The organism is Azohydromonas lata NBRC 102462, from assembly GCF_001571085.1.
Classification (GTDB): domain Bacteria; phylum Pseudomonadota; class Gammaproteobacteria; order Burkholderiales; family Burkholderiaceae_C; genus Azohydromonas; species Azohydromonas lata.
In genome coordinates, this window is sequence record NZ_BCTC01000019.1 from 1 (window position 1) to 24,954 (window position 24,954).

The following is a 24,954-nucleotide window of genomic DNA, read 5'->3' on the forward strand; positions in this document are numbered from 1 at the left end:
GGGCGGGCGGTTGGGCCGGCTTGTCGGTGCGGCGGCGCTCCTCCTGGTCGGAGGGCGCGGCGTTCGTTCTGGTATCGGGCATGGAGGGCATCGCGGGGCGGGATTATCCGCACCCACCCATCTCGGGACTTTCCCGCGCTGGGGAAGTCCCTGAATCGGAAAGTTTCGCGTCAGCCGGCGCCCTGCCCGGCCCGCCCCTTGGGCCAAGGCGCAAGGCCCCTCCGTGACCTGCATCAGCCTTTGCAGGGTTGCCCTGGATGGCGCTGTCCCAAGCGCCATGCTTGGGCGGCGCATGTCCCGTTTTCTTCAAGGCCGACAAGGACTTCGCGCAGCGTCAAGGGCTGAAAACCCACTGCTACATTCGTTTCGGCTGCACGCATGCGCACCCGCATGCGGCACCGCGCAGCCCGCCGCGATGCACCACCGGCACGACGGCAGGCGGGACGAACGACAAGTACGGAGACAGTCGATGAGCTTGCTGAAGACGGGCCTGAGCGCCCTGGCACTGGCCGCCATGAGCACCCTGGCGATGGCGGCCGACACGATCAAGATTGGCGTTTCGGGCCCCTTCACCGGGGGCTCCTCCTCCATGGGCGTGAGCATGCGCGACGGCGTGCGCCTGGCCGCCGAGGAGATCAACAAGGCCGGCGGCGTGCTGGGCCGCCAAATCCAGCTCGTGGAGCGCGACGACGAGGCCAAGAACGAGCGCGGCGTGCAGATCGCGCAGGAGCTCATCAACAAGGAGCGCGTGGCCGCCGTGGTGGGCTACATCAACACCGGCGTGGCGCTGGCCTCGCAGCGCTTCTTCCAGGACGCCAAGATCCCCGTGATGAACAACGTGGCCACGGGCTCCGTGATCACGCAGCAGTTCGCCGACCAGCCCGAGAACTACGTGTTCCGCAACTCGGCGCACGACAGCATCCAGGCGCCGATGATCGTGGAGGAGGCCGTCGCCCGCCGCGGCTTCAAGAAGGTGGCCATCCTGGCCGACTCCACCAACTACGGCCAGCTCGGCCGCCAGGACCTGGAAAAGGCGCTGGAGCTCAAGGGCCTCAAGCCCGTGGCGGTGGAGAAGTTCAACATCAAGGACGTGGACATGACGGCCCAGCTGCTCAAGGCCAAGGAGGCCGGCGCCGAGGCCATCCTGACCTACGGCATCGGCCCGGAGCTGGCGCAGATCGCCAACGGCATGACCAAGCTGGGCTGGAAGGTGCCCATGATCGGGAGCTGGACGCTCTCCATGGCCAACTACATCGACAACGCCGGCCCCGGCGGCGAAGGCGCGCGCATGCCGCAGACCTTCATCCAGGAGCCCACGACCCCGAAGCGCCAGAGCTTCATCATCAACTACCTGCGCACCTTCAAGCCCAAGAACAACCGCATCGACTCGCCGGTGTCCGCGGCCCAGGGCTACGACTCCATCTACCTGCTGGCCGCGGCCATGCAGCAGGCCGGCTCCACCGAAGGGCCCAAGGTCCGCGCCGCGCTGGAAGACCTCAAGACGCCCGTGGAAGGCGTGGTGACCACCTACAGCAAGCCCTACACGGCCAAGGACCACGAGGCCATCACGGCCAACATCCCGGTGCTGGGCGAGGTCAAGGGCCAGCGCGTGGTCTACGCCTACGAGGCCGACTTCAAGAAGGCCTCCGAGGTGCGCGTCAAGGACGTCAACGCCAAGGGCGCCCTGGTCCAGACCAAGAAGTAATCCGCACTTCCTCTCCACCACTCACAGCGGTCGTGACGCCGCCGCGGGGCGCTCCAGCCCGCGGCGGCGCACTTTGTTGCGGACGTCTTTCGCGGGCCTCGCCATGCAGATCCTGATCCAACTCATCTACAGCGGCATCGCGCTGGGGATGATCTACGCCGTCATCGCCTTCGGCTACCAGCTCACCTTCGCCACCTCCGACACGCTGAACTTCGGCCAGGGCGAGTCGCTCATGCTGGGCGCGCTGGTGGGCCTGTCGCTGGTCAACGCCGGCGTGAACTACTGGCTGATGATTCCCATCGTCTGCCTGTTCGGCGCGCTGCAAGGCGCCCTGGTGGAGCGCATCGGCGTGCGCCCGGCCATCAAGCTCAAGAGCGAGTTCGGCTGGATCATGAGCACCATCGCCCTGGGCATCATTTTTAAAAACGTGGCCGAGAACCTGTGGGGCCGCGATGACCTGAGGTTTCCTTCGCCCTTGCCCGAATCGCCCATGCAGCTGCTGGGCGCCAACGTGCTGCCCATGGAAGTGCTGGTGGTGGTCGGCGCCCTGGCCATGATGCTGGCCGTCGAGTTCTTCAACCGCAAGACCATCTACGGCAAGGCGGTGGTTGCCACCTTCAACGACCGCGACGCGGCGCGGCTCATGGGCATCAACACGGGGATGGTCATCACCTTCTCCTACGCGCTGTCCTCGCTCACCGCCGCGTTCGCCGGCGTGCTGATCGCGCCGCTCACGCTCACCGGCGCCACCATGGGCGCGGTGCTGGGCCTGAAGGCGTTTGCCGTGGCCATCATCGGCGGCCTCACCAGCGGCCTCGGCATCGTGGTGGGCGGGCTCATCCTGGGCATCGCCGAGACCACCACGGGCTTCTACCTCTCCACGGGCTACAAGGACGTGCCCGGGCTGGTGCTGCTGCTCATCGTCCTGGCCGTCAAGCCGCAGGGCCTGTTCGGCAAGACCGCGATCAAGAAGGTGTGAGGCCCGCCATGGCAGTCAATCGTTCCCAGGCCCTGCTGGCCGTGGCCGGCGTGGCGGCCGCGGCGCTGTTCCCGCTGGTGCTGCACAACCCGTACTACATCCACCTGGTCGAGACCATCATGATCTACGCGATCGTGCTGTTCGGCCTGGACATCGTGGTGGGCTACACCGGGCTGGTGTCGCTGGGCCACGCCGGACTCTTCGGCATAGGCGCCTACACCGCGGGCGTGCTGGTGTTCAAGCTGGCCGCGCCGCTGTGGCTCACGCTGCCCGCGGCCATCGCCGTGACGGCCGCCTTCGGCGCGCTGCTGGCGCTGCCGGCGCTGCGGGTGACGGGGCCCTACCTGGCGATGGTCACCCTGGCCTTCGGCACCATCATCCAGATCCTCATCAACGAGATGAGCTTCCTGACCGAAGGCCCCATGGGCATCAAGCTGGACAAGCCGGCGCTCTTCGGTACCAAGCTGGGCGAGGTGGGCTACTACTGGGTGGTGCTGGCGCTGCTGGTGGCCTCGCTGGTGTTCGTCCACCGCGTGTTGCGCTCGCACCTTGGGCGCGCCTTCGAGGCGCTGCGCGGCTCGCCCGTGGCCTCGGACTGCATGGGCGTGTCGGTGTACCGCTACAAGGTGCACGCCTTCGTCATCAGCGCGGGCCTGGCGGGCTTGGCCGGCGCGCTCTACGCCTACTCCGAGCAGTACATCAGCCCGAACACCTACAACTTCGAGCAGACGGTGCTGTTCCTGCTGGCCATCATCATGGGCGGCCGCAAGACGCGCACCGGCGCGCTGCTGGGGGCGGCCATCATCGTGATGCTGCCCAAGCTGCTGGACGACATCGACGCCTTCCGCATGGTGTCCGTCGCCATGGCCGTGATCGTCACCGCGGGCGCGGTGGTGGCGCTGCAGCGCGGCAAGGCCACCGCCGTGCAGGCCGCCATTCCGGTGGCGGGCAGCCTGGCGCTGGCGGCCCTCTCCTTCGTGCTGACCACCATGACGGACTGGCGACTGTCCATCTTCGGCCTGATCACGCTCTTCGTCGTCTACTACCTGCAGGACGGCATCGTCGGCTTCATTCGCAGCGCCCTCAACCGCCAGCGCAGCGTGGCCGACGACGCGGAGGACACGCAGGCCCTGGGCCCGGCCGGCGCCGACGCGGTGTCGCAGGCCGCGGCCGGCGGCGCGCGCGGCGAGCCGCTGCTGCAGGCGCAAGGCGTGCTCATGCGCTTTGGCGGCCTCAAGGCGCTCAACGAGGTGGACCTCAGCATCGCCCGCGGCAGCATCCACGGCCTCATTGGTCCCAACGGGTCGGGCAAGAGCACCATGATGAACGTGCTCACCGGCATCTACGTGCCCACGGCCGGCGCCATCACCTTCGACGGGCGCTCGGTGGTTGGACGCACCTCGTCCGACATCGCCCTGTCCGGCATCGCGCGCACCTTCCAGAACGTGCAGCTCTTCGGCGAGATGACGGCGCTGCAGAACGTGCTGGTGGGCCTGCACCACAGCTTCAAGTCGGGGCTGCTGGACGTGTCGCTGCACACGCCGCGCTACGCCCGCGAGAACCTGCGCGGCACGGCGCGCGCGCTGGGGCTGCTGCGCTTCGTGGGCCTGGGCGAGCTGGCGCACGAGCAGGCGCGCAACCTTCCCTACGGCAAGCAGCGGCTGCTGGAGATCGCCCGCGCGCTGGCGCTGGAGCCGCGGCTGCTGCTGCTGGACGAGCCCGCGGCGGGCCTGACCGCGCCGGACATCAAGGAGCTCATCGCCATCATCCGCAAGGTGCGCGACCACGGCATCACGGTGATCCTCATCGAGCACCACATGGACGTCGTCATGGGCCTGTGCGACACGGTCTCGGTGCTGGACTTCGGCCAGAAGATCGCCGAAGGCGCCCCTGCCGCCGTGCAGTCCGACGCCAAGGTCATCGAGGCCTACCTCGGCGGCCAGGCCGCCTGACCCGCTTCAACCGCAAACCCCACACATGCTCAACATCCACAAGCTGTGCGCCGGCTACGGCAAGGTGCAGGTGCTGCACGAGGTGTCCATGGACGTGGCCAAGGGCCAGGTAGTCACGCTCATTGGCTCCAACGGCGCGGGCAAGACCACCACCATGCGCGCCGTCTCCGGAATGATCCGGCCCAGCGCCGGCCAGATCAGCCTCAACGGGCGGCGCATCGACGCGCTGGAGTCGCACCACATCGCCCGCCTGGGCCTGGCGCACTCGCCGGAGGGCCGGCGCGTGTTCGCCACCATGAGCGTGGCCGACAACCTCGTGCTGGGCGCCTTCCCGCGCCTGACGGGCAGCCGGCCCAAGGGCGACGTCAAGGCCGACCTGGAGCGGGCCATGGAGCTGTTTCCGCGCCTGAAGGAGCGGCGCAACCAGCTCGCCGGCACGCTCTCCGGCGGCGAGCAGCAGATGCTGGCCATGGCGCGCGCCGTCATGCTCAACCCCGAGGTGGTGCTGCTGGACGAGCCCTCCATGGGCCTGGCGCCCATCCTGGTTGAGGAGGTGTTCCGCATCATCGAGCGGCTCAAGGCCCAGGGCGTGACCATGCTGCTGGTCGAGCAGTTCGCCGCCGCGGCGCTGGCCGTGGCCGATTACGGCTACGTGCTGGAAAACGGCCGCATCGCCGTGCACGGCCCGGCCCACAAGCTGCGCGACGACCCGGCGGTGAAGGCGGCCTACTTGGGCGGCGCGCACTGAGCGCCACGGGCATAGGCGCGGGCGCGGGCCAAGGCGGCCGCGCAGACGGGGCAGCGCCAGCCGCGCAGGCCCGGCGAATACCCCCAGCAAAGCCGGCCTTGGGCGGCGTCAGCAGCCCGGCGGCGGCCCCTGCTTTCAGGGGCATGCAAGAATTCCGGATTGACCGGCCTTGACCGCCGCCCCCCGCCCGCCTTTGCCTATTGCCGCCGCTGCCGTGAGCCTCGTCTTTCCGCACACCTTCGTTCCCTGGTTCCGGGCGGTCGCGCCCTACATCCACGCCTACCACGGCAAGACCTTCGTCATCGGCCTGGCCGGCGAGGCCATTGCCGCGGGCAAGCTCAACCAGTTCGCACAGGACCTCTCCATCCTGCAGGCCATGGGCATCAAGCTGGTGCTGGTGCACGGCTTCCGGCCGCAGGTCAACGAGCAGCTTGCCGCCAAGGGCCACGCCTCGCGCTACAGCCACGGGCTGCGCATCACCGACGAGGTGGCGCTGGACTGCGCGCAGGAGGCCGCGGGGCAGTTGCGCTTCGAGATCGAAGCCGCTTTCTCCCAGGGCCTGCCCAACACGCCCATGGCCAACGCCACGGTGCGCGTGGTGTCGGGCAACTTCCTCACCGCGCGCCCGGTGGGCATCGTGGACGGCGTGGACTTCATGCACAGCGGCGTCGTCCGCAAGGTGGACGCGGCGGCGATCCGCCGCGCCATCGAGTCCGAAACGCTGGTGCTGCTCTCGCCCTTCGGCTTCTCGCCCACGGGCGAGGCCTTCAACCTCGCCATGGAAGAAGTGGCCACCGCCACCGCCGTGGCGCTGCAGGCCGACAAGCTGCTGTTCCTCACCGAGATGCCCGGCATCCGCGAGGACCTGAACGACCCGGAAAGCGCCATAGACACCGAGCTGTCCGTGGCCGAGGCCGAGCGGCTGCTGGCCTCGCTGCCGCGGCCCACGCTGCCCACGGACACCGCCTTCTACCTGCAGCACTGCGTGCGCGCCTGCCGCGGCGGCGTGGAGCGCTCACACATCCTCCCGTACTCCGTGGACGGCGCGCTGCTCATGGAGGTCTTCACCCACGACGGCATCGGCACCATGGTGGTGGACGAGAAGCTGGAGAGCCTGCGCGAGGCCACCAGCGACGACGTGGGCGGCATCCTGCAGCTCATCGAGCCCTTCGAGCGCGACGGCACCTTGGTGCGGCGCGAGCGCACGGAGATCGAGCGCGACATCGCCAACTACACCGTCATCGAGCACGACGGCGTGATCTTCGGCTGCGCGGCGCTGTACCCCTACCCCGAGGCGCACACGGGCGAAATGGCGGCGCTGACCATCTCGCCGCAGGTGCAGAGCCAGGGCGACGGCGAACGCATCCTCAAGCGCGTGGAGCAGCGCGCCAAGGCGCTTGGGCTGGCGAGCATCTTCGTGCTCACCACGCGCACCAAGCACTGGTTCGTCAAGCGCGGGTTCTCGCAGGTGGACCCCGATTGGCTGCCCGAGGCCAGAAAGCGCAAGTACAACTGGGACCGGCGCTCGCTGGTGCTGGTCAAGAAACTCACCTGACAACCCCCGACAACCTCATTACACGAAGGAGAACCGACATGGCACGAGTGGTTCAGTGCGTTTATCTGAAGAAGGAAGCCGAGGGACTGGACTTTGCGCCCTACCCGGGCGAGCTGGGCAAGCGCATCTACGACAACGTCAGCAAGGAAGCCTTCGAGCAGTGGAAGCGCCACCAGACCATGCTGGTCAATGAAAACCGCCTCAACCTGGCCGACGCGCGCGCCCGCCAATACCTGGCGCGGCAGATGGAGCGTTTCTTCTTCGGCGAAGGCGCCGACCAGCCCACCGGTTTCGTTCCGCCCTCGGCCTGATTTTTTCGATCCGCCGCCGGGCCTGCGCCCGGCGGGCCGCGCCAATATGGTGGCGGCCCAACACATTCCCTGCCGGGAAACGTTTCGGCGAATCGACCCGTGAATACTCCCCCACGGGCCCAGGCACAGCAAGGCAATTGACAGCTTGTCGTTCACAGTGAAACAGTGCGGCAACGTTTGAATATCGGCACATATCTCCTCCAACCCTGGCGCGGAACGGTATGTGGGCAAAAGCGGTGATATATTTCGCCCTGCCCACATAACGAGGAGATGAGAATGACCTCCCTGCAAGAACTCCTGAACCAGCGTGCCGAGCTGGAGCGCCAAATTGCCGAAACCCAGCGTCAAGAGCGTGCCGAAGCCATTGCCACCATTCGCCAGCTGATGGCCGACCATGATTTGTCCATCGAGGACGTCACGGCCACGCGGGGTGCTTCGCGCTCGGCCGCTTCGGCCACCGATGGCCGCCGCGCCAAAGTGGCCGCCAAATACCGCAATCCCGCCACCGGCGAAAGCTGGACCGGCCGTGGCCTGCAGCCCAAGTGGCTCAAGGCGGCTTTGGCCGAAGGCAAGCAACTGGCCGACTTTTTGATTCCCGACGCGGCCTGATCCGCGTTTGAAGCTTTCTCCCGGCTTTCCCGAACTTTTGCCTGGACGTTTGCCTGCACTTTCGCCCAAGCTTTTGCCGGAGCCTTTCTCCCGTTTTTTGCCGGCGTGGCGACGGGATTGAACCGGAGAGCTTCACTGCCTGAGCTGATTCAAATCAGGCTTTGTACCGTGCTTGATGCACGATGTTTTGCCGATTCGACGAGTCGCCATGAAAAAGCCGCCTTTTATGGGCGGCTTTTTTCTTGCTGCGTGGATTCAAAAAATATTTTCAGTCACCGCCTCAATTTTCAAGGTCCGGGCGTGCACAAGTGCGCGGGGTGCGGGCGACCGTTGGGCGCACGAAGCCGCCACGGGGCGCCGGGGCGTGGCGCTTGGCTAGACTCCCCGGATGATCCCACCCGGCTTCGTTCAGGAATTGCTGTCGCGCGTGGACCTCGTGGAGCTCGTCGGCCGCCAGGTCCAGCTCAAGAAAACCGGGGCCAACTACGTCGGCCTGTGCCCCTTCCACGGGGAGAAGAGCCCCAGCTTCACCGTCAGCCCAAGCAAGCAGTTCTATCACTGCTTCGGCTGCGGGGCCAACGGCGACGCCATCCGCTTTCTCACCGAGCAGCATGGGCTCGGCTTCGTCGAGGCCGTCAAGGACCTGGCCCAGCAGGTGGGCCTGACCGTGCCGGAGGACGAGGCCGATCCGCGCCGCAAGGAGCTTGCCGCCCAACAGCGCGAGCACGAGGCCACGCTGGCCGACGTGCTTGGCCGCGCCGCGACGCACTACCGCAAGCAGCTCAAGGCCAGCCCGCGCGCCATCGACTACCTCAAGGGCCGCGGCCTCTCCGGCGAGATCGCCGCGCGCTTCGCGCTGGGCTACGCGCCGGACGGCTGGCGCGGCCTGGCCAGCGTGTTCCCGCGCTACGACGACCCGCTGCTGGCCGAGTCGGGGCTGGTCATCGTCCAGGGCGAGGACGGGCCGGAGCAAAAGCGCTACGACCGCTTCCGCGACCGCATCATGTTCCCCATACGCAGCGTCAAGGGCGAGGTCATCGCCTTCGGCGCGCGCGTGCTCGACAAGGGCGAGCCCAAGTACCTCAACTCGCCGGAGACGCCGCTGTTCCACAAGGGCCGCGAGCTCTACGGCCTCTATGAGGCGCGCGGCGCGCTGCGCGACAGCGGCTACGTGCTGGTCACCGAGGGCTACATGGACGTGGTGGCGCTGGCGCAGCTGGGCCTGCCCCACGCCGTGGCCACGCTGGGCACGGCCTGCACGCCGGAGCACGTGGCCAAGCTGCTGCGCTTCACGGACCAGGTGGTGTTCAGCTTCGACGGCGACGCCGCCGGGCGCCGCGCCGCGGCGCGCGCGCTGGAGGCGGCGCTGCCGCATGCCACCGACACGCGCTCCTTCCGCTTCCTGTTCCTGCCGGCCGAGCACGACCCGGACTCCTTCGTGCGCGAGCACGGCAAGGAGGCCTTCGAGCAGGCCGTGGCGCAGGCGGTGCCGCTGTCGCAGCAGTTGTTGGAGCTGGCGGCGCAGGAGTGCGACCTCGCCAGCGTCGAGGGCCGCTCGCGCATGCTGGCGCAGGCCAAGCCGCTGTGGAGCGCCTTGCCAGAAGGCGCGCTGCGGCTGCAGCTGTTGGGCGAGCTGGCCCGCCGCGGCGCGCTGCCGGCCGACGAGCTCTCCGCGCTGTGGCAGGCGCAGCCGGCCTCGCGCGGCGCGGCGCGGCGCGAGCCGGGTGCCGCCGCGGCGCCCGGGGTGGACAGGCCCGCGCCGGGCTTCAACCGCCCCCGGGCACCGGCGGCGCGGCGCAGCGGCGGCCGCGTCGCGCCCAAGCAGCGCGAGGACCGCGTGCTGCAACTGCTGCTGTCGCACGCCGACTGGTGGGACCAGCTCTCCCCGGCCGCGCACGACCTGCTGCACGGCCTGCCCGCGCCGCATGGCGCGCTGGTGGCCTGGCTGGAGCGCGAGCTGCACGAGCACGGCCCGCAGTCCTGGGCCGCGCTGCGCGTCGCCCTGGAGCAGGACCCGCTGGCCGAGGAGGCGCGCAACGCCCTGCCCGGCGACGAGCCCGGCGAGGAAGTGCTGGCCGACCTGGAAAGGCTGCTGGACGCGCTGCACCTCAAGGAAGTGCAGGCGCAGCTGGAGGAGCTGGCCGTGAGCCTGCCCGCCGACCCGGTGGCGCGCGAGCAGCACATGGGCCGCATCCGCGAGCTCACCGCGCTGAGCCAGGAGCTGCGCAAGCGCACCAGCGCTTCCAGCGCCTGAGCGCAGGCAATCGCCCTGGGAGCAGCAGGCGCCGACGCCGGCGCCATCCGTTTGCTCCCGCAGGCCCGCCGCAAGTGCCACGCACCCTCGCCCGCACGCCCGCCCCGCTGCATTTTCTGAAGCTTTTTCAAGTGCTTGGCTGAATGCCACTCAACTCTGGCGCGGTCCAGCCGAATAGGCTGCTGTCAGACACTTTTTTTGGCTTGACAAACACTTGACTTTTGACCTTCGACCCTACATGGGGGATAATTGAAGGTTCGTTATCAGCGGCAAGAGTGACAGCAGCGTCATTGGATACCGGATCCGGCCACCCGCGACACGGGGTTGAAACAACAGGCCATATTTCCGCCCAGGGCTGCGCTATTCCCGAAGTCCACGCGAGCTTGCCCGCCCGAGCCTTACCGACCGCGACGCACCAGACGTGCCGGCGCGTGCTTCGTGCTTTGCGCATGAGGCGCGCGCATGCCATGTGCTCGCCTCCGCGAGGCCGGACGTTTGACGCTTTCACCATCCGAGGAATTGCATGACCGCCAAGAAGACCGCGCCTGTCCAAGACGATCTGGAAGACGACAAGAAGCCTGCTGCCAAGGCGGCCAAGACCGCTGCCCGCAAGAAGCCGGCCGCTAAGGCTGCTGCCGCCGCGCCTGCCGAGGACAAGGCCAAGCGCGGTCGCAAGCCCAAGGCTGCCGAGAAGGAAGAGGCCGAGGAGGACTTCAGCGACGACATCGAGGCCGATCTCGAGGGCGAGGTTGAAGCCGAGGCGGGTGAAGCCGAGGCCGATGCCGGCACCGAGGTCGTGGCCGACGAGGTCGCCGCCGACAAGCCCAAGGCCAAGCCGCTGCGCATGAAGGTCAGCCGCGCCAAGGAGCGCGCGCTCATGCGCGAGTTCGGCCTGGACGAGACCGCGCTCACCGAAGAGGAAGTCGCCAAGCGCCGCCAGGAGCTCAAGACGCTCATCAAGATGGGCAAGACGCGCGGCTTCCTGACGCACCAGGAGATCAACGACCACCTGCCGGAAAAGCTGGTGGAGGCGGAGATCCTGGAAGCCATCGTCTCGATGCTCAACGACATGGGCATCGCCGTGTACGAGCAGGCGCCTGACGCGGCCACGCTGCTGATTGCCGGCGGCGCCACCACCACCGCCACCGAGGAAGAGGCCGAGGAAGCCGCCGAGGCCGCGCTGTCCACGGTGGACTCCGAGTTCGGCCGCACCACCGACCCCGTGCGCATGTACATGCGCGAAATGGGCACGGTGGAGCTGCTCACGCGCGAGGGCGAGATCGAGATCGCCAAGCGCATCGAGAAGGGCCTGCAGGACATGATGCTGGCCATCTCGGAGTCGCCCACGACGATTGCCGAGATCCTCACCATGGCCGACAAGCTGGCCTCCGGCGAGATGGCCATCTCCGAGGTGGTGGACGGCTTCGTGGCCGAGGACGAGGCCGACGACTACGTCGCCGAGGAAGACTTCGACGAGTTCGACGAAGAGGACGACGACGACGGCCAGGGCGGCTCCAAGGCGCTGACCAAGAAGCTCGAAGAGCTCAAGCGCGCCGCGCTGGTGAAGTTCGACGCCATCCGCGCCCAGTTCGAGCAGCTTCGCAAGGTGGTCGAGAAGGACGGCGCCAAGGGCTACAAGTCGCCGGCCTACGTGAAGGCGCAGGACGCCATCAGCGGCGAGCTGATGACGATCCGCTTCACTGTCAAGACCATCGAGAAGCTCTGCGACATGCTGCGCTCGCAGGTGGACGACGTGCGCCGCTACGAGCGCGAGCTGCGCCGCATCGTCGTGGACAAGTGCGGCATGCCGCAGGAACACTTCATCAAGACCTTCCCGCCGCGCGCGCTGGACCTGAAGTGGGCCGAGGACGAAGTGGCCCTGGGCAAGGGCTACAGCGCCGTGCTGGGCCGCAACCTGCCCGCCGTGCAGGAGCTGCAGCAAAAGCTCGTCGACGTGCAGTCGCGCGCCGTGGTGCCGCTGGAAGACCTCAAGGCGATCAACAAGAAGATGAACGAGGGCGAGAAGAGCTCTCGCGACGCCAAGAAGGAGATGATCGAGGCCAACCTGCGCCTGGTGATCTCCATCGCCAAGAAGTACACCAACCGCGGCCTGCAGTTCCTGGACCTGATCCAGGAAGGCAACATCGGCCTGATGAAGGCGGTGGACAAGTTCGAATACCGCCGCGGCTACAAGTTCTCGACCTACGCCACGTGGTGGATCCGCCAGGCCATCACGCGCTCGATCGCCGACCAGGCGCGCACCATCCGCATCCCGGTGCACATGATCGAGACCATCAACAAGATGAACCGCATCTCGCGCCAGCACCTGCAGGAGTTCGGCTTCGAGCCGGACGCGCCGACGCTGGCCGAGAAGATGGAGATCCCCGAGGACAAGATCCGCAAGATCATGAAGATCGCCAAGGAGCCGATCTCCATGGAGACGCCCATCGGCGACGATGACGACTCCCACCTGGGCGACTTCATCGAGGACACCAACAACACCGCGCCCATCGAGGCGGCCATGCAGGCCGGCCTGCGCGACGTGGTCAAGGACATCCTCGACAGCCTCACCCCGCGCGAAGCCAAGGTGCTGCGCATGCGCTTCGGCATCGAGATGCAGTCGGACCACACGCTGGAGGAAGTCGGCAAGCAGTTCGACGTCACCCGCGAGCGCATCCGCCAGATCGAGGCCAAGGCCATCCGCAAGCTCAAGCACCCGACGCGCTCGGACAAGCTGCGCACGTACTTGGACAACTTGTAAGTCGGAAAAGCGGGCTGGCTTTGCCAGCCCTTGAAGTTGGCGACGGCCCCGGTAATCCCGGGGCCGTCGCTTTTGTGCGCCGGCCCCCGCAAGCGCGCGGCTAAACTGCCGTGGCCCATGACCCGCATCCTTGAACGTACCGTCCTGTTTGCCGACCTGCGCGGATCCACCGCGCTGTACGAGCGCTTGGGCAATGCCGCGGCCAGCACGCTGGTGACGGGTGCCGTGGGCCTGGTGGGCGAGTGCGTGGAGCGCGGCGGCGGCCACGTGGTCAAGACGCTGGGCGACGGGCTGATGGCGGTGTTCGAGCACACCGCCGCCGCCGTCGCCGCGGCCGACGCCATGCACGTGGCGCTGGACCGCCCGCCCCAGGGCAGCGGCGCGGCCACCGCCGCCGGCGTGGCTTCCGGCGCGCTCAAGCTGCAGGTGGCCATGGCACGCGGCGAGGTCGTGGAGATCGACAGCGACTGCTTCGGCGACGCCGTCAACGTCGCCGCGCGGCTGCTGGACCATGCCGGCGACAACGAGACCCTGGTCACCGTGGACGTGCTGGCCGGCCTGCAGCCCGTGCAGCAGACGCGCTTTCGCGCCCTGGACCGGCTGCAGTTGCGCGGCCGTGCCGAGCCCGTGCAGGTGCACCTGCTGCAAGGCCGCGCCGCGGCCACGGACGGCGCGGCCACGCAGTTCGGCGACGCCGTGGCCCTGCCCGGCGAGCCCGAGGCGCTGCGCCTGGTGTGGCGCGGCCAGGAGCGGATTTTTGCCACCTCCCAATTCCCGCTGGTGCTGGGCCGCAGCCCGCAGGCCGGCTGCTGCATAGACGACTCCCGCGTCTCGCGCTCGCATGCGCGCATCGACTGGCACGGCGGCGCCTTCCAGTTCACGGACCTGAGCTTCAACGGCAGCTTCGTGCGCTTCGCCCACGACCGCGCCGTGCTCAGCCTGCGCCGCGGCAGTTGCACGCTGCACGGCCGCGGCGAGATCGGCTTGGGCGTGCCGCCCGGGGACGTGCGCGCGCCCGTGCTGCGCTTTGAAGTCCTGCGCCTGGGCAACAACCGGCTGCCGCCCGAGCCCGCCACGGCCTGAAGCGCGCCCGGCGCGCGGCGGCCCTGCCCGCTCGGGACCAGGCCATCGGGGACAATTTGCGAATGACCTCCACCGCTTCCTACCGGCACGGCACGGCCGAGCGCACCGCCGTGCTGCTCGTCAACCTGGGCACGCCTGACGAGCCCACTCCCGCGGCGCTGCGCCGCTACCTGGCCGAGTTCCTGGGCGATCCGCGCGTGGTGGAGATCCCGCGCGCGGCCTGGCTGCCCATACTGCACGGCGTCATCCTGCGCGTACGCCCGCCCAAGTCGGCCGCCAAGTACGCCAGCATCTGGACGCCGCAGGGCTCGCCCCTGGCGGTGTGGACGCAGCGCCAGGCCGAAGGGCTGCGCCAGCGGCTGCCGGACACGGTGCTGGTGCGCCACGCCATGCGCTACGGCAACCCGGCCCTGCCGCAGGTGCTGGACGAGCTCACCGCCGCCGGTGCCACGCGCGTGCTGGTACTGCCGCTGTACCCGCAGTACGCCGCCTCCACCACCGCCACGGCCAACGACGCGGTGGCGCGCTGGCTCTCGGCGCAGCGGCGCCAGCCGGAAATCCGCTTCGTCAACCACTACCCCGACGATGCCGGCTACATCGGCGCGCTGGCTGCGCAGGTGCGCGCGCACTGGCAGCAGCACGGGCGCGGCGAGAAGCTCGTCATGAGCTTCCACGGCGTTCCCAAGCGCACGCTGGAGCTGGGCGACCCCTACCACTGCGAATGCCACAAGACGGCGCGGCTGCTGGCGCAGCAACTGGGCCTGGCCAAGGACGAGTGGCTGGTGACCTTCCAGAGCCGCTTCGGCAAGGCCGAGTGGCTGAAGCCCTACACCGAGCCCACGCTGGTGCAACTGGCACGCGGCGGCCTGAAGCGCGTGGACGTCATGTGCCCCGGCTTCCCGGCCGACTGCCTGGAAACGCTGGAGGAAATCAACATGGAGGTGCGCGCCGCCTTCGTCCAGGCCGGCGGACGGGAGTACCACTACATCCCCTGCCTCAACGACGCGCCGGCCTGGCTGGACGCGCTGGCCGACCTGGCGCGGCGCCACCTGCAGGGCTGGCCGGTGGACGCGGCCCCGGCGGCCGAGCTGGCGCGCCAGCGCGAGCGGGCGCTGGCCTTGGGCGCGGCGGCCTGAAAAGCGAGAAGGCCGCCGGGCAACGGGGGTTGCCGCGGCGGCCTGGTGCCGGCGCAGGCCGGCATGGGCCGGCAGCCTCCCGGCACCAGGCCGGGAGGGCGCGCAATGCGCTTAGAAGCGGTGCTGCACGCCGACCATGGCGCCGGTCTGGGTGTCGCTGAAGCCGGTCACGCCCTCGGTGCTGCCGCTGCGGGTCAGGCCGACGAACTGGTCGTTCTTGGCGCGGGCGTGGGCGGCCACGGCGTAGAGGTCCGTGCGCTTGGACAGCGCATATTTGGCGCGGAAGACGAACATCGTCGGATCGGCCTCGGGGCCGGTGGCCACGTCCTTGACGTTGACGCGGTACACGGCGGCGGTCAGGCCCAGCGCCGGGGTGGCCTGGTAGTTGACGCCGGCCCACCAGGTGTCGCCGCGCAGGTCCACCGCCGCGGCAGCGGCGAGGTTCTTCTTGTAATAGCGATAGGCCCCCTTGAGCGACCAGGTGTCGTTCAGGGCATAGCCCACGCCCAGTTGGGCCACGGTGGTCTTGTCGTGGCCGGTGGCGGTGGACAGGCCGTTGGTGCGCTCGTAGGTGGCGGCGGTGCTGAAGGGACCGGCCGCGTAGCCCAGGCCCAGCATCACGGTGGAGCCGTCGGAGGCGCCCGTGGTCTGCTCGCCGAAGGCGTAGGTCGCGCCGACCTTCACGCCGCTGAACGTGCCCTGGTACTTGACGAGGTTGCTGGCGCCCGTGGTCATGCCGTACTTGTTGACGGGCGTGCCGGTGGTGGCGTTGACCGGGGTGCCGTGGCCCGTGGTGGCCCAGGAGTAGGCCGGCGCGTAGCCCATGGGATCGAAGGGCAGGATGAAGTCGTAGGCCGTGGTGTAGGAGCGGCCGGCGATGACGCGGCCGAAGCCGCCTTCCAGGCCCACGTTGGCCTGGCGGCCGAACAGGTTGCCGTCGGACTTGCCTTCGTCGATGAAGAGGCCACCTTCGAGCTGGAAGATGGCCTTGAGGCCGCCGCCCAGGTCCTCGGAGCCGCGCAGGCCGAAGCGCGAGGTGTTCATGCCGCCGGAGGTCAGCCGCGTGACCTTGCCGCCCGTGGCCGAGGCGTGGTTGACGACTTCCACGCCGGCATCGACCAGGCCGTAGAGCTGGACGTTGGTGGACTGGGCCTGCACGGCGGCCGCGGCGGGCAGCGCGGCCAGCACGATGGCGAGTTTCTTCATGGGGTATCTCCTCTTGGTGATGAACTGCCCCGGGCCGCCGTTTCGGCTGGGTCCGGGCTTGTTGTTTCACGCCGCCGGCCTTGCCACCGGCGGCGCGAACCCGGCCGCGAAGCAGCCCGATGAAGGGCCGCGCGCGGCATGAGTCGGATGAACGGGAAGCGGCTTCCTGTCGAGGAAGCCGCGGGTGGCGCGTCAGCCGTGCGGGATGGGCGCGGGCGTGCGCGGGCCGCTCTTCATGCGGCGGCGCCAGGCCATGAAGCGCGGCAGCACCAGCACCGCCACCACGACCGCCAGCAGCGTGGCCGACATGGGGCGCTGCACCAGCACGCTCCAGTGGCCTTCGCCAATGGACAGGGCGTTGCGCAACTGCGCTTCGGCCAGCGGGCCCAGGATCATGCCCACCACCACCGGTGCGGTGGGGAAGTCGAAGCGGCGCATCACCACGCCCAGGATGCCGATGGCGTAGAGCAGCACCAGGTCGAACGCGGACTGGCGCATGCCGTACACGCCCACCGTGGCGAAGATCAGGATGCCGGCGTAGAGCTGCGGCTTCGGGACCTTGAGCAGCTTCACCCAGAAGCCCACCAGCGGCAGGTTCAGGATCAGCAGCATCACGTTGCCGATGTAGAGCGAGGCGATCAGCGCCCACACCAGCGCGGCGTTGTTGTCGAAGAGCTGCGGCCCGGGCTGTATGCCGTAGTTCTGGAAGGCGCCCAACAGGATGGCGGCCGTGTTGGACGTGGGGATGCCCAGCGTCAGCAGCGGAATGAGCGTGGCGGTGATGGCGGCGTTGTTGGCCGCCTCGGGGCCGGCCACGCCCTCGATGGCACCGGTGCTCCCGAACTCTTCCTTGTGCTTGGAGAGCTTCTTCTCCGTGGCGTAGCTCAGGAAGGTCGGAATCTCGCTGCCGCCGGCCGGGATGGTGCCGAAGGGAAAGCCGATGAAGGTGGCGCGCAGCCAGGCGGGCCAGGAGCGGCGCCACTCGTCGCGCGTCATGTGCACGCGGCTGAGCTTGTTCTGCGTCTCCTGCGTCTTGCCCTCGTAGAGCACGGCGTAGAGGCACTCGGCCACGGCGAACAGGCCCACCGCGATCAGCACCACTTCCAGCCCGTCCATGAGCTCGGGCATGCCCGCCGTGTAGCGCGCCTGGCCCGTGATCTGGTCGATGCCCACCAGGCCCATGGCCAGGCCGATGAAGAGCGCCGTCAGGCCGCGCACCGTGCTCTTGCCCAGCACCGCGGTCACGGTGCAGAAGGCCAGCACCATCAGCATGAAGTACTCGGGCGGCCCAAGCAGCACCGCGTACTTCGCCACCAGCGGCGCGCAGAAGGTCACCAGCACCGTGGCGATGGTGCCCGCCACGAAGGAGCCTATGGCCGCCGTGGCCAGCGCGGCGCCCGCACGGCCGCTGCGCGCCATCTTGTTGCCTTCCATGGCCGTGACCATGGAGCCGGCCTCGCCCGGCGTGTTGAGCAGGATGGACGTGGTCGAGCCGCCGTACATCGCGCCGTAGTAGATGCCGGCGAAGAAGATCATGGACGCCGTCGGGTCCACCTTGAGCGTGATGGGCAGCAGCATGGCCACCGCCGTGGCCGGGCCGATGCCAGGCAGCACGCCCACGGCCGTGCCGATGGTGCAGCCCACCAGCGCCCACAACAGGTTCACCGGCGTGCCGGCGGTGGCAAAGCCCTGCAGCAGGGCATTCAAGATATCCATTTACAGCCACCCCGTGCCGGTGAGCCCCGGCAGGTTGATTGCAAGACCCTGCGTGAACATCCAGTACACCGGCGCGGCAATGGCCAGGCCGACGAGGAAGTCCTTCACGAAGGAAAGCGGCGAGCGGTCGGTGCGCCCTTGCGCCGACTTGAAGCCACGCACGGCCAGCATGAAGCACAGCGCACAGCTCAGGATGAAGCCCACGCGCTCGATGAGCGCCGCGTTGGCCAGCAGCCCGGCCGACACCCACACAAAGCCGCCCCAGAAGCCGCCCTCCTCGTCGTCGGCTTCCTCCATGTGCCGGAAGCCCCCCGTGGCCGCCTCGAACAGCAGCCAGCCGCCGCACAGCAGCAGCGCCACCGTGACCAGCCAGGGCAGGAAGTTGGGGCCGACGCCGGCATAGCCTGCGTCGGCCGGGATGCCCGAGGCCCCCCAGGCCAGCAGGCCACCGGCGGCCAGCGCCGCCAGGCCCACCAGCGTCTGTGCCGTGCGCTGGCTCATGTCAGACCATCCCGGACTTGGCCATGATGGCGCGCAGGCTCGCGAACTCGTCGTCCACGAACTTGCCGAAGGCGTCGCCCGTGAGCAGCGCCGGCGTCCAGCCGTTGGTCTGCACCGCCTGCGTCCAGGCCGGCGCCTGCGTGGCCTTGGTGACCATGTCGATCAGCGCCTTGCGCTGCTCGGCCGTGATGCCGGGGGCGCCGTAGACGCCGCGCCAGTTGCTGATCACGACGTTGTAGCCCTGCTCCTTGAGCGTGGGCGCGTCCAGGCCCTTCAGGCGCTGCTCGGCCGTCACGGCGATGGGCTTCATCTTGCCGCCCTTGATGTACTCGCCGAACTCGGTGAGCGCGCTGCCGCCCACCGTGACGTTGCCGCCCAGGATGGCGGCCACCGCCTCGCCGCCCCCACGGAAGGCGACGTAGTTGATCTTGGTGGGATCGACACCGGCCTCGCGCGCCAGCATGGCCACGGCGATGTGCTCGGTGGAGCCGCGCGAGCCGCCGCCCCACTTGACGCTGCCCGGGTCCTTCTTCATCTGCTCGACGACGTCCTTCATGGACTTGAAGGGAGAATTGGCGGGCAGGACGAAGACCTGCGATTCGCTGAGCAGCCGCGCCAGCGGCGTGGCCTGCGTGACGTTGACGGGAGGCTTGCCGGTGATGATGCCGCCGAGCATGACGGCGCCCATGACCATCAGCGCGTTCGGGTCGCCCTTGCTGGCATTGACGAACTGCGCCAGGCCGATGGCGCCGGCCGCGCCACCCTTGTTGTCATAGTTGACGGACGATGCGGCACCCGCCTCCATCAAGGCCTTGCCCAGGGCGCGGCCGGTGGTGTCCCAGCCGCCGCCGGGGTTGGCGGGGATCATCATCTTGAGATTGGCACCGGCGGCGCGGGCCGACAGCGGCAGCGCACCCACGGCGGCCAGCGCGGCCAGGGAACGCAGGAAAGTGTCTCGACGCATGGATGTCTCCTTGTTGTCTTGAGGGCTGGGGGGATTCTTGAAATTGGCGCTGTCGATCGGCTGTCAAACACATCAGGGAAATTACGGAGCTGTAGCGCATGAGATTGCTGCTGGTGGAAGACGATGCGGCCATGCAGGCCGCCATGCAGCGCTCGCTGGAGCGCCGCGGCATCCAGGTGAGCACCTGCGGCGACGGCGCCCGCGCGCTGGAGCGCTGGCGCGCGGCGGTGCCCGACGCCGTGGTGCTGGACCTGTCGCTGCCCAACGTGGACGGGCTGCAGGTGCTGGCGCAGGCGCGCGCGGAAGGGCTGGACGCCCCGGTGCTCATCCTCACCGCGCGCGGCACGGTGGGCGACCGCGTGCTGGGCCTCAACACCGGCGCGGACGACTACATGGCCAAGCCTTTCGACCTGGACGAGCTGGAGGCACGTCTGCGCGCCCTGGTGCGCCGCCGCGGCGGGGGCAACGGCAGCGGCGCCGTGGAGCCGCCAAGCTGGTGCGGGCTGCGGGTGGATGCCGCCAGCGGCGCCGTCTACCACCTGGACAAGCCGCTGGAGCTGGCCCCGCGCGAGGCGGCGCTGCTGCGCGCGCTGCTGGGCAAGCCCGGGCACGCGGTGGCCAAGGAGCGGCTTTTCGACATCGTGTTCGCGGGCGACGCCGCGGTACAGCCGGAGGCCATAGAAGTCGTGGCCTACCGGCTGCGCAAGAAGCTGGGCGCCACCGGCGTGCAGCTCGTGACGCTGCGCGGCCTGGGCTACTTGCTGCAGGCGCCGGCGTGACGGCGGCCACCGGCCCAAACGGCAAGGACGCCGCCGTGCACGCCGCGCGGCTGTCGCTGCGCGCGCGGCTGCTGCTGGGCATCCTGGTGCCGGTGCTGGCGCTGGTGAGCTTCAACGCCTGGAGCCTGTACCGCCAGGCGCTGCGCGCGGCCGACCTGGCCTACGACCGCACGCTGCTGGCCTCGGCGAAATCCATTGGCGAGATGCTTTTCCTCACGCGCGACGGCGGGAAGGTGCGGCTGCATGCGACCGTGCCCTACGCGGCGCTGGAGGCCTTCGAGGCCGACAACCGCAGCCGCCTCTTCTACCGCGTCAACGGCTTCAACGGCGAGCTGCTGTCGGGCTTCGAAGACTTGCCCCGCTGGCAGGGGCGCATTCCCGACCGCCCGGCCTACGCGGCCCTCGTGGACTTCTACGACGGCACCTACCAGGGCATGCCCGTGCGCATGGCCGTGCTGCTGCAGCCGGTGGCTTCCGACCTGGGCCAGGGCATGGCGACCATCCAGGTGGCCGAGACGCTGGAGCTGCGCCGCTCGCTGGCGCGCGAGATGCTGCTGGATGCGCTGTGGCGCCAGGGGCTGCTGGTGGTGGTGATTGCGCTGGTGGTGGTGTGGGTGGTGCAGCGCGCCACGGCGCCGGTGCGCCGCATCAGCGAGGAGGTGGCCGCGCGCGACGAAGCGGCGCTGTCGCCCATCCATGCGCCGGACGCGCCCCGCGAGCTGCAGCCGCTGATCGCCGCCACCAACGCCGTGATGGCGCGGCTGGCGCAGGCGGCGGCGCAACAAAAGCGCTTCGTGCGCGACGCCTCGCACCAGTTGCGCACGCCGCTGGCGGTGCTCAAGGTGCAGGTGCAGTCGGCGCTGCGCGGCGACGTGGCGCCGCAGGAAGGGCTGCAGGAGATCAACACCACGGTGGACCGTGCGAATCAACTCGTGAACCAGATGCTGGCCCTGGCCAAGGTCGAGCAGTTGCGCCGCCAGCAGGACGCGCCGGTGAGCGATTGGGCCGCCATCGTCCACGCGCTGGCGCTGGAGCTCTCGGCGCTGATCGCGCAGCGCAACCTGGACTTCGAGCTGGACCTGCAGGACGGCCCTGCCCTCGTGCACGCCCACGAATGGTCGCTGCGCGAGCTCACCCGCAATTTGCTGCACAACGCCATACGCCACACGCGGGCGCTGCTGCTGGTGCGGCTGCAGCACATCGACGGGCAGGCCGTGCTCACCATCCGCGACGACGGGCCGGGCCTGGCGCCGCAGGTGCGCCGCCATCTGTTCGAGCCCTTCGCCTCCGGCAGCCCGGGCGGCTCCGGCCTTGGGCTTGCGATTTGCCACGAAATCGCCATGTCGCTGGGTGGCCGCATCGAGCTGCTGGACCGGGGCGCGGGCGACCGCACCGAAGGCCTGGACGCCGTGGTGCGCCTGGCACTGTCCGACAATCGCGCCCAATGATCGAACTACCTCTTCAGGAACGCGTCCGGCTGGACAAGTGGCTGTGGGCAGCCCGCTTCTTCAAGACACGCGGGCTGGCGTCCGAGGAAATCGGCAAGAACCGCATCAGCGTCAACGGCCAGGTGGCCAAGGCCTCGCGCGAATTGAAAGCCGGCGACCGCGTCTCCTGGCGCCAGCAAGGCGTGCTGCGCGAAGTGGAGGTGCGCGCCCTCAGCGAGGTGCGCGGCCCCGCGCCGCTGGCGCAGGCGCTGTACGCCGAAACCCCGGAAAGCCTGGAGGCCCGCCGCGTCGCCGCCGAGCAGCGGCGCCAGGGCATTGAGCCGGCGCAAAGCATCGTCAACGGCCGGCCCACCAAGCGCGACCGGCGCGACATCGAGCGCGAGCAGCGCCAGCGCGTCGGATGGGACCGCTGGAGCGCCAAGCTCAGGGATTGAAGGCAGCCCGCCCGTTCTGAACCGGCCGCATCTTTTTTGCATTGACCCTCTTGAAGCCCGGGAGATCGTCCCCAGGTGTCGAGGCGTTGGAGTGACACACACCCATGAACCAGACCGACAACACCACGACCCCCGACGCGGCCCACGTGCCGCCGGCCGCCGACCACACCACCGCCGCTGACGCCGGCTCGGCCCCCAACGGCGCCGCCGAGGCGCAGGGCGCAGCCCCCTCGCTGGAGCAGCGCCTGAGCGAGCTGGAAGCGCGCCACGCCGAGGTGTCCGAGGCCTACCTGCGTGCCAAGGCCGAGACCGAAAACGTGCGCCGCCGCTCCGAGGAGGAGATGGCCAAGGCGCGCAAGTTCGCCGTCGAGTCCTTCGCGGAGAGCCTGCTGCCCGTCAAGGACAGCCTGGAAGCGGCCGTCGCCAACCCCGGCGCAAACACCGCGCAGGTGCTCGAAGGCGTGCAGGCCACGCTGCGCCAGCTCAGCCAGGCCCTGGAGCGCAACAAGGTGGTGGAAGTGGCCCCGCCCGCGGGCACGCGCTTCGACCCCCACCAGCACCAGGCCATCAGCATGATTCCCGCCGAGCAGGAGCCCAACACCGTGGTGACCGTGCTGCAAAAGGGCTACCTGATCGCCGAGCGCGTGCTGCGCCCGGCCCTGGTGACGGTGGCCGCCCCCAAGTGAAAACCAAGGCGGCGGCGCGGACTTGAAAGTTCCGTGCCTGGCCGCACTTCCCAGAACAACCAGACATCCTCCCTGAGATCAGGAGCAAAACATGGGCAAGATCATCGGCATTGACCTCGGCACCACGAACTCGTGCGTGGCCGTGATGGAAGGCAACAGCACCCGCGTCATCGAGAACAGCGAAGGCACGCGCACCACGCCCTCCATCGTCGCGTACCAGGAAGACGGCGAAATCCTGGTCGGCGCTTCCGCCAAGCGCCAGGCCGTCACCAATCCGCGCCACACCTTCTACGCGGTCAAGCGCCTCATCGGCCGCAAGTTCACCGAGAAGGAAGTGCAAAAGGACATCGACCTGATGCCCTACAAGATCGTGGCCGCCGACAACGGCGACGCCTGGGTGGAAGAGCGCGGCAAGAAGCTCGCGCCCCCCCAGGTCAGCGCCGAGGTGCTGCGCAAGATGAAGAAGACGGCCGAGGACTACCTCGGCGAGGAAGTGACGGAAGCCGTGATCACGGTGCCCGCCTACTTCAACGACAGCCAGCGCCAGGCCACCAAGGACGCCGGCCGCATCGCCGGCCTGGACGTCAAGCGCATCATCAACGAGCCCACCGCCGCGGCCCTGGCCTTCGGCCTGGACAAGCACGGCAAGGGTGACCGCAAGATCGCCGTGTTCGACCTGGGCGGCGGCACGTTCGACATCTCCATCATCGAGATCGCGGACGTGGACGGCGAGAAGCAGTTCGAGGTGCTGTCCACCAACGGCGACACCTTCCTGGGCGGCGAGGACTTCGACCAGCGCATCATCGACTACATCGTCACCGAGTTCCGCAAGGAGCAAGGCGTCGATCTGACCAAGGACGTGCTGGCCCTTCAACGCCTGAAGGAAGCCGCCGAGAAGGCCAAGATCGAGCTGTCCAACAGCACGCAGACCGACATCAACCTGCCCTACATCACGGCCGATGCCTCGGGTCCCAAGCACCTGAACATCAAGCTCACCCGCGCCAAGCTCGAAGCGCTGGTCGATGAGCTGATCCAGCGCACCATCGAGCCCTGCCGCGTGGCCATCAAGGACGCCGGCGTCAAGGTGAGCGACATCGACGACGTGATCCTGGTCGGCGGCATGAGCCGCATGCCCAAGGTGCAGGAGAAGGTCAAGGAGTTCTTCGGCAAGGAGCCGCGCAAGGACGTCAACCCCGACGAGGCCGTGGCCGTGGGTGCCGCCATCCAGGGCCAGGTCCTGGGCGGCGAGCGCAAGGACGTGCTGCTGCTGGACGTCACCCCGCTGTCCCTGGGCATCGAGACCCTGGGCGGCGTGATGACGAAGATGATCAAGAAGAACACGACCATCCCGACCAAGTTCGCGCAGACCTTCTCCACCGCCGACGACCACCAGCCGGCCGTGACCATCAAGGTCTTCCAGGGCGAGCGCGAGATGGCCTCCGGCAACAAGTCGCTGGGCGAGTTCAACCTCGAAGGCATCCCGCCCGCGCCGCGCGGCGTGCCGCAGATCGAGGTGACCTTCGACATCGACGCCAACGGCATCCTGCACGTCTCGGCCAAGGACAAGGGCACGGGCAAGGAAAACAAGATCACCATCAAGGCGAACTCGGGCCTCTCCGAAGCCGAGATCGAGAAGATGGTGAAGGACGCCGAGATCAACGCCGCCGAGGACAAGCGCAAGCTTGAGCTGGTGCAGGCCCGCAACCAGGGCGAGGCGCTGGTGCACTCCGTGCGCAAGAGCCTGGGCGAGCATGGCGACAAGCTCGACGCGGGCGAGAAGGACAAGATCGAGGCCGCGCTCAAGGACACCGAGGAAGCACTCAAGGGCGACGACAAGGACGCCATCGAGTCCAAGACCGAGGCCTTGATGACGGCCAGCCAGAAGTTGGGCGAGAAGGTCTACGCCGAGGCCCAGGCCGCGGCCGGCGCCGCTGGTACCGGTGCTGCCCCGGGCGGCGAGGCGCCGCAAGGTGGTCCGTCCGCTTCGAGCTCGCGCCCCGCCGACGACAACGTCGTGGACGCCGAGTTCAAGGAAGTCAAAGACAAGAAGTGACGCGCCGCTAAAGCCTGACTGACTTCTGAAACACCCCCGTGTGGGCTTTGAGGCGCACACGGGGGCTTTTTGCA

The 24,954-nt window shown here is 68.7% G+C and carries 20 protein-coding genes; 16 read left to right on the plus strand and 4 right to left on the minus strand.

The genetic code is table 11. The features are described from left to right. Nucleotides 1-469: 469 nt before the first annotated feature. From ALA01S_RS09205 to hemH, 11 genes are all read left to right on the plus strand, one after another. Nucleotides 470-1,705, plus strand: a complete 1,236-nt coding sequence (locus ALA01S_RS09205) for an ABC transporter substrate-binding protein (protein WP_066335098.1) — start codon at nucleotides 470-472, stop codon at nucleotides 1,703-1,705. A gap of 103 nt (nucleotides 1,706-1,808) precedes the next feature. Beyond that, the gene (locus tag ALA01S_RS09210; protein WP_066335100.1) at nucleotides 1,809-2,684 is read left to right on the plus strand and encodes a branched-chain amino acid ABC transporter permease; all 876 of its coding nucleotides are present in this window, start codon (nucleotides 1,809-1,811) and stop codon (nucleotides 2,682-2,684) included. Nucleotides 2,685-2,692: 8 nt separating this feature from the next. Beyond that, complete coding sequence (locus ALA01S_RS09215) at nucleotides 2,693-4,636, plus strand: branched-chain amino acid ABC transporter ATP-binding protein/permease (RefSeq protein ID WP_066335102.1); 1,944 nt, start codon at nucleotides 2,693-2,695, stop codon at nucleotides 4,634-4,636. Between the two features lie 25 nt (nucleotides 4,637-4,661). Then, nucleotides 4,662-5,384 (plus strand): ABC transporter ATP-binding protein, encoded by a 723-nt coding sequence (locus ALA01S_RS09220; protein WP_066335103.1) that lies wholly within the window; start codon nucleotides 4,662-4,664, stop codon nucleotides 5,382-5,384. A 214-nt stretch (nucleotides 5,385-5,598) separates the two neighbouring features. Then, nucleotides 5,599-6,939 (plus strand): amino-acid N-acetyltransferase, encoded by a 1,341-nt coding sequence (gene argA, locus ALA01S_RS09225; protein WP_066335107.1) that lies wholly within the window; start codon nucleotides 5,599-5,601, stop codon nucleotides 6,937-6,939. Between the two features lie 38 nt (nucleotides 6,940-6,977). After that, entirely contained in the window at nucleotides 6,978-7,250 is a 273-nt protein-coding gene (locus tag ALA01S_RS09230; RefSeq protein WP_066335108.1) for an oxidative damage protection protein, read from the plus strand. Nucleotides 7,251-7,526: 276 nt separating this feature from the next. Beyond that, the gene (locus ALA01S_RS09235) at nucleotides 7,527-7,859 is read left to right on the plus strand and encodes an H-NS histone family protein (protein WP_066335111.1); all 333 of its coding nucleotides are present in this window, start codon (nucleotides 7,527-7,529) and stop codon (nucleotides 7,857-7,859) included. A 388-nt stretch (nucleotides 7,860-8,247) separates the two neighbouring features. After that, on the plus strand, nucleotides 8,248-10,113 hold the full coding sequence (dnaG, locus tag ALA01S_RS09240; RefSeq protein WP_066335112.1) for a DNA primase: 1,866 nt from the start codon (nucleotides 8,248-8,250) through the stop codon (nucleotides 10,111-10,113). 523 nt (nucleotides 10,114-10,636) lie between these two features. Next, on the plus strand, nucleotides 10,637-12,874 hold the full coding sequence (gene rpoD / locus ALA01S_RS09245; RefSeq protein WP_066335114.1) for an RNA polymerase sigma factor RpoD: 2,238 nt from the start codon (nucleotides 10,637-10,639) through the stop codon (nucleotides 12,872-12,874). A gap of 117 nt (nucleotides 12,875-12,991) precedes the next feature. Then, nucleotides 12,992-13,957 (plus strand): adenylate/guanylate cyclase domain-containing protein, encoded by a 966-nt coding sequence (locus ALA01S_RS09250; RefSeq protein WP_066335116.1) that lies wholly within the window; start codon nucleotides 12,992-12,994, stop codon nucleotides 13,955-13,957. 62 nt (nucleotides 13,958-14,019) lie between these two features. Beyond that, complete coding sequence (hemH, locus tag ALA01S_RS09255) at nucleotides 14,020-15,093, plus strand: ferrochelatase (protein ID WP_066335118.1); 1,074 nt, start codon at nucleotides 14,020-14,022, stop codon at nucleotides 15,091-15,093. A 111-nt stretch (nucleotides 15,094-15,204) separates the two neighbouring features. Here the strand turns inward: hemH and ALA01S_RS09260 are convergent, their stop codons facing one another. The 4 genes from ALA01S_RS09260 to ALA01S_RS09275 form a co-directional block, all read right to left on the minus strand. Next, nucleotides 15,205-16,299: a porin gene (locus tag ALA01S_RS09260; protein ID WP_066335120.1), complete on the minus strand. Its 1,095-nt coding sequence runs from the start codon at nucleotides 16,297-16,299 to the stop codon at nucleotides 15,205-15,207. Between the two features lie 192 nt (nucleotides 16,300-16,491). Further along, on the minus strand, nucleotides 16,492-18,015 hold the full coding sequence (locus ALA01S_RS09265) for a tripartite tricarboxylate transporter permease (protein WP_066335122.1): 1,524 nt from the start codon (nucleotides 18,013-18,015) through the stop codon (nucleotides 16,492-16,494). Continuing rightward, entirely contained in the window at nucleotides 18,016-18,516 is a 501-nt protein-coding gene (locus tag ALA01S_RS09270) for a tripartite tricarboxylate transporter TctB family protein (RefSeq protein WP_066335124.1), read from the minus strand. A gap of 1 nt (nucleotide 18,517) precedes the next feature. After that, nucleotides 18,518-19,480: a tripartite tricarboxylate transporter substrate binding protein gene (locus ALA01S_RS09275; RefSeq protein WP_066335127.1), complete on the minus strand. Its 963-nt coding sequence runs from the start codon at nucleotides 19,478-19,480 to the stop codon at nucleotides 18,518-18,520. A 98-nt stretch (nucleotides 19,481-19,578) separates the two neighbouring features. Here ALA01S_RS09275 and ALA01S_RS09280 point away from each other — a divergent pair, with 98 nt between their 5' ends. The 5 genes from ALA01S_RS09280 to dnaK all read left to right on the plus strand — a co-directional run bounded on the left by ALA01S_RS09280 (nucleotide 19,579) and on the right by dnaK (nucleotide 24,880). After that, a complete protein-coding gene (locus ALA01S_RS09280; RefSeq protein ID WP_066335129.1) occupies nucleotides 19,579-20,259 on the plus strand; it encodes a response regulator transcription factor in 681 nt (226 codons plus the stop codon). Continuing rightward, nucleotides 20,256-21,707, plus strand: coding sequence for a sensor histidine kinase (locus ALA01S_RS09285; RefSeq protein ID WP_238455743.1), 1,452 nt, complete (start codon nucleotides 20,256-20,258; stop codon nucleotides 21,705-21,707). Before ALA01S_RS09280 ends, ALA01S_RS09285 begins: the two co-directional genes overlap by 4 nt. After that, nucleotides 21,704-22,141 carry an RNA-binding S4 domain-containing protein gene (locus tag ALA01S_RS09290; RefSeq protein ID WP_066335133.1) on the plus strand — a complete coding sequence of 146 codons (438 nt, stop codon included), beginning with the start codon at nucleotides 21,704-21,706 and terminating at the stop codon, nucleotides 22,139-22,141. Before ALA01S_RS09285 ends, ALA01S_RS09290 begins: the two co-directional genes overlap by 4 nt. 104 nt (nucleotides 22,142-22,245) lie before the next feature. Beyond that, nucleotides 22,246-22,827, plus strand: coding sequence for a nucleotide exchange factor GrpE (grpE, locus tag ALA01S_RS09295; RefSeq protein ID WP_066335135.1), 582 nt, complete (start codon nucleotides 22,246-22,248; stop codon nucleotides 22,825-22,827). Between the two features lie 91 nt (nucleotides 22,828-22,918). Continuing rightward, a complete protein-coding gene (gene dnaK, locus ALA01S_RS09300) occupies nucleotides 22,919-24,880 on the plus strand; it encodes a molecular chaperone DnaK (RefSeq protein WP_066335139.1) in 1,962 nt (653 codons plus the stop codon). The last annotated feature ends 74 nt before the right edge of the window (nucleotides 24,881-24,954 follow it).

Coding starts and splice junctions, on each gene's coding strand:
- ALA01S_RS09205 (WP_066335098.1), top strand. CDS start 470: ATGAGCTTGCTGAAGACGGGCCTGAGCGCCCTGGCACTGGCCGCCATG.
- ALA01S_RS09210 (WP_066335100.1), top strand. CDS start 1,809: ATGCAGATCCTGATCCAACTCATCTACAGCGGCATCGCGCTGGGGATG.
- ALA01S_RS09215 (WP_066335102.1), top strand. CDS start 2,693: ATGGCAGTCAATCGTTCCCAGGCCCTGCTGGCCGTGGCCGGCGTGGCG.
- ALA01S_RS09220 (WP_066335103.1), top strand. CDS start 4,662: ATGCTCAACATCCACAAGCTGTGCGCCGGCTACGGCAAGGTGCAGGTG.
- ALA01S_RS09230 (WP_066335108.1), top strand. CDS start 6,978: ATGGCACGAGTGGTTCAGTGCGTTTATCTGAAGAAGGAAGCCGAGGGA.
- ALA01S_RS09235 (WP_066335111.1), top strand. CDS start 7,527: ATGACCTCCCTGCAAGAACTCCTGAACCAGCGTGCCGAGCTGGAGCGC.
- dnaG (WP_066335112.1), top strand. CDS start 8,248: ATGATCCCACCCGGCTTCGTTCAGGAATTGCTGTCGCGCGTGGACCTC.
- rpoD (WP_066335114.1), top strand. CDS start 10,637: ATGACCGCCAAGAAGACCGCGCCTGTCCAAGACGATCTGGAAGACGAC.
- ALA01S_RS09250 (WP_066335116.1), top strand. CDS start 12,992: ATGACCCGCATCCTTGAACGTACCGTCCTGTTTGCCGACCTGCGCGGA.
- hemH (WP_066335118.1), top strand. CDS start 14,020: ATGACCTCCACCGCTTCCTACCGGCACGGCACGGCCGAGCGCACCGCC.
- ALA01S_RS09260 (WP_066335120.1), bottom strand. CDS start 16,299: ATGAAGAAACTCGCCATCGTGCTGGCCGCGCTGCCCGCCGCGGCCGCC.
- ALA01S_RS09265 (WP_066335122.1), bottom strand. CDS start 18,015: ATGGATATCTTGAATGCCCTGCTGCAGGGCTTTGCCACCGCCGGCACG.
- ALA01S_RS09270 (WP_066335124.1), bottom strand. CDS start 18,516: ATGAGCCAGCGCACGGCACAGACGCTGGTGGGCCTGGCGGCGCTGGCC.
- ALA01S_RS09275 (WP_066335127.1), bottom strand. CDS start 19,480: ATGCGTCGAGACACTTTCCTGCGTTCCCTGGCCGCGCTGGCCGCCGTG.
- ALA01S_RS09280 (WP_066335129.1), top strand. CDS start 19,579: ATGAGATTGCTGCTGGTGGAAGACGATGCGGCCATGCAGGCCGCCATG.
- ALA01S_RS09290 (WP_066335133.1), top strand. CDS start 21,704: ATGATCGAACTACCTCTTCAGGAACGCGTCCGGCTGGACAAGTGGCTG.
- grpE (WP_066335135.1), top strand. CDS start 22,246: ATGAACCAGACCGACAACACCACGACCCCCGACGCGGCCCACGTGCCG.
- dnaK (WP_066335139.1), top strand. CDS start 22,919: ATGGGCAAGATCATCGGCATTGACCTCGGCACCACGAACTCGTGCGTG.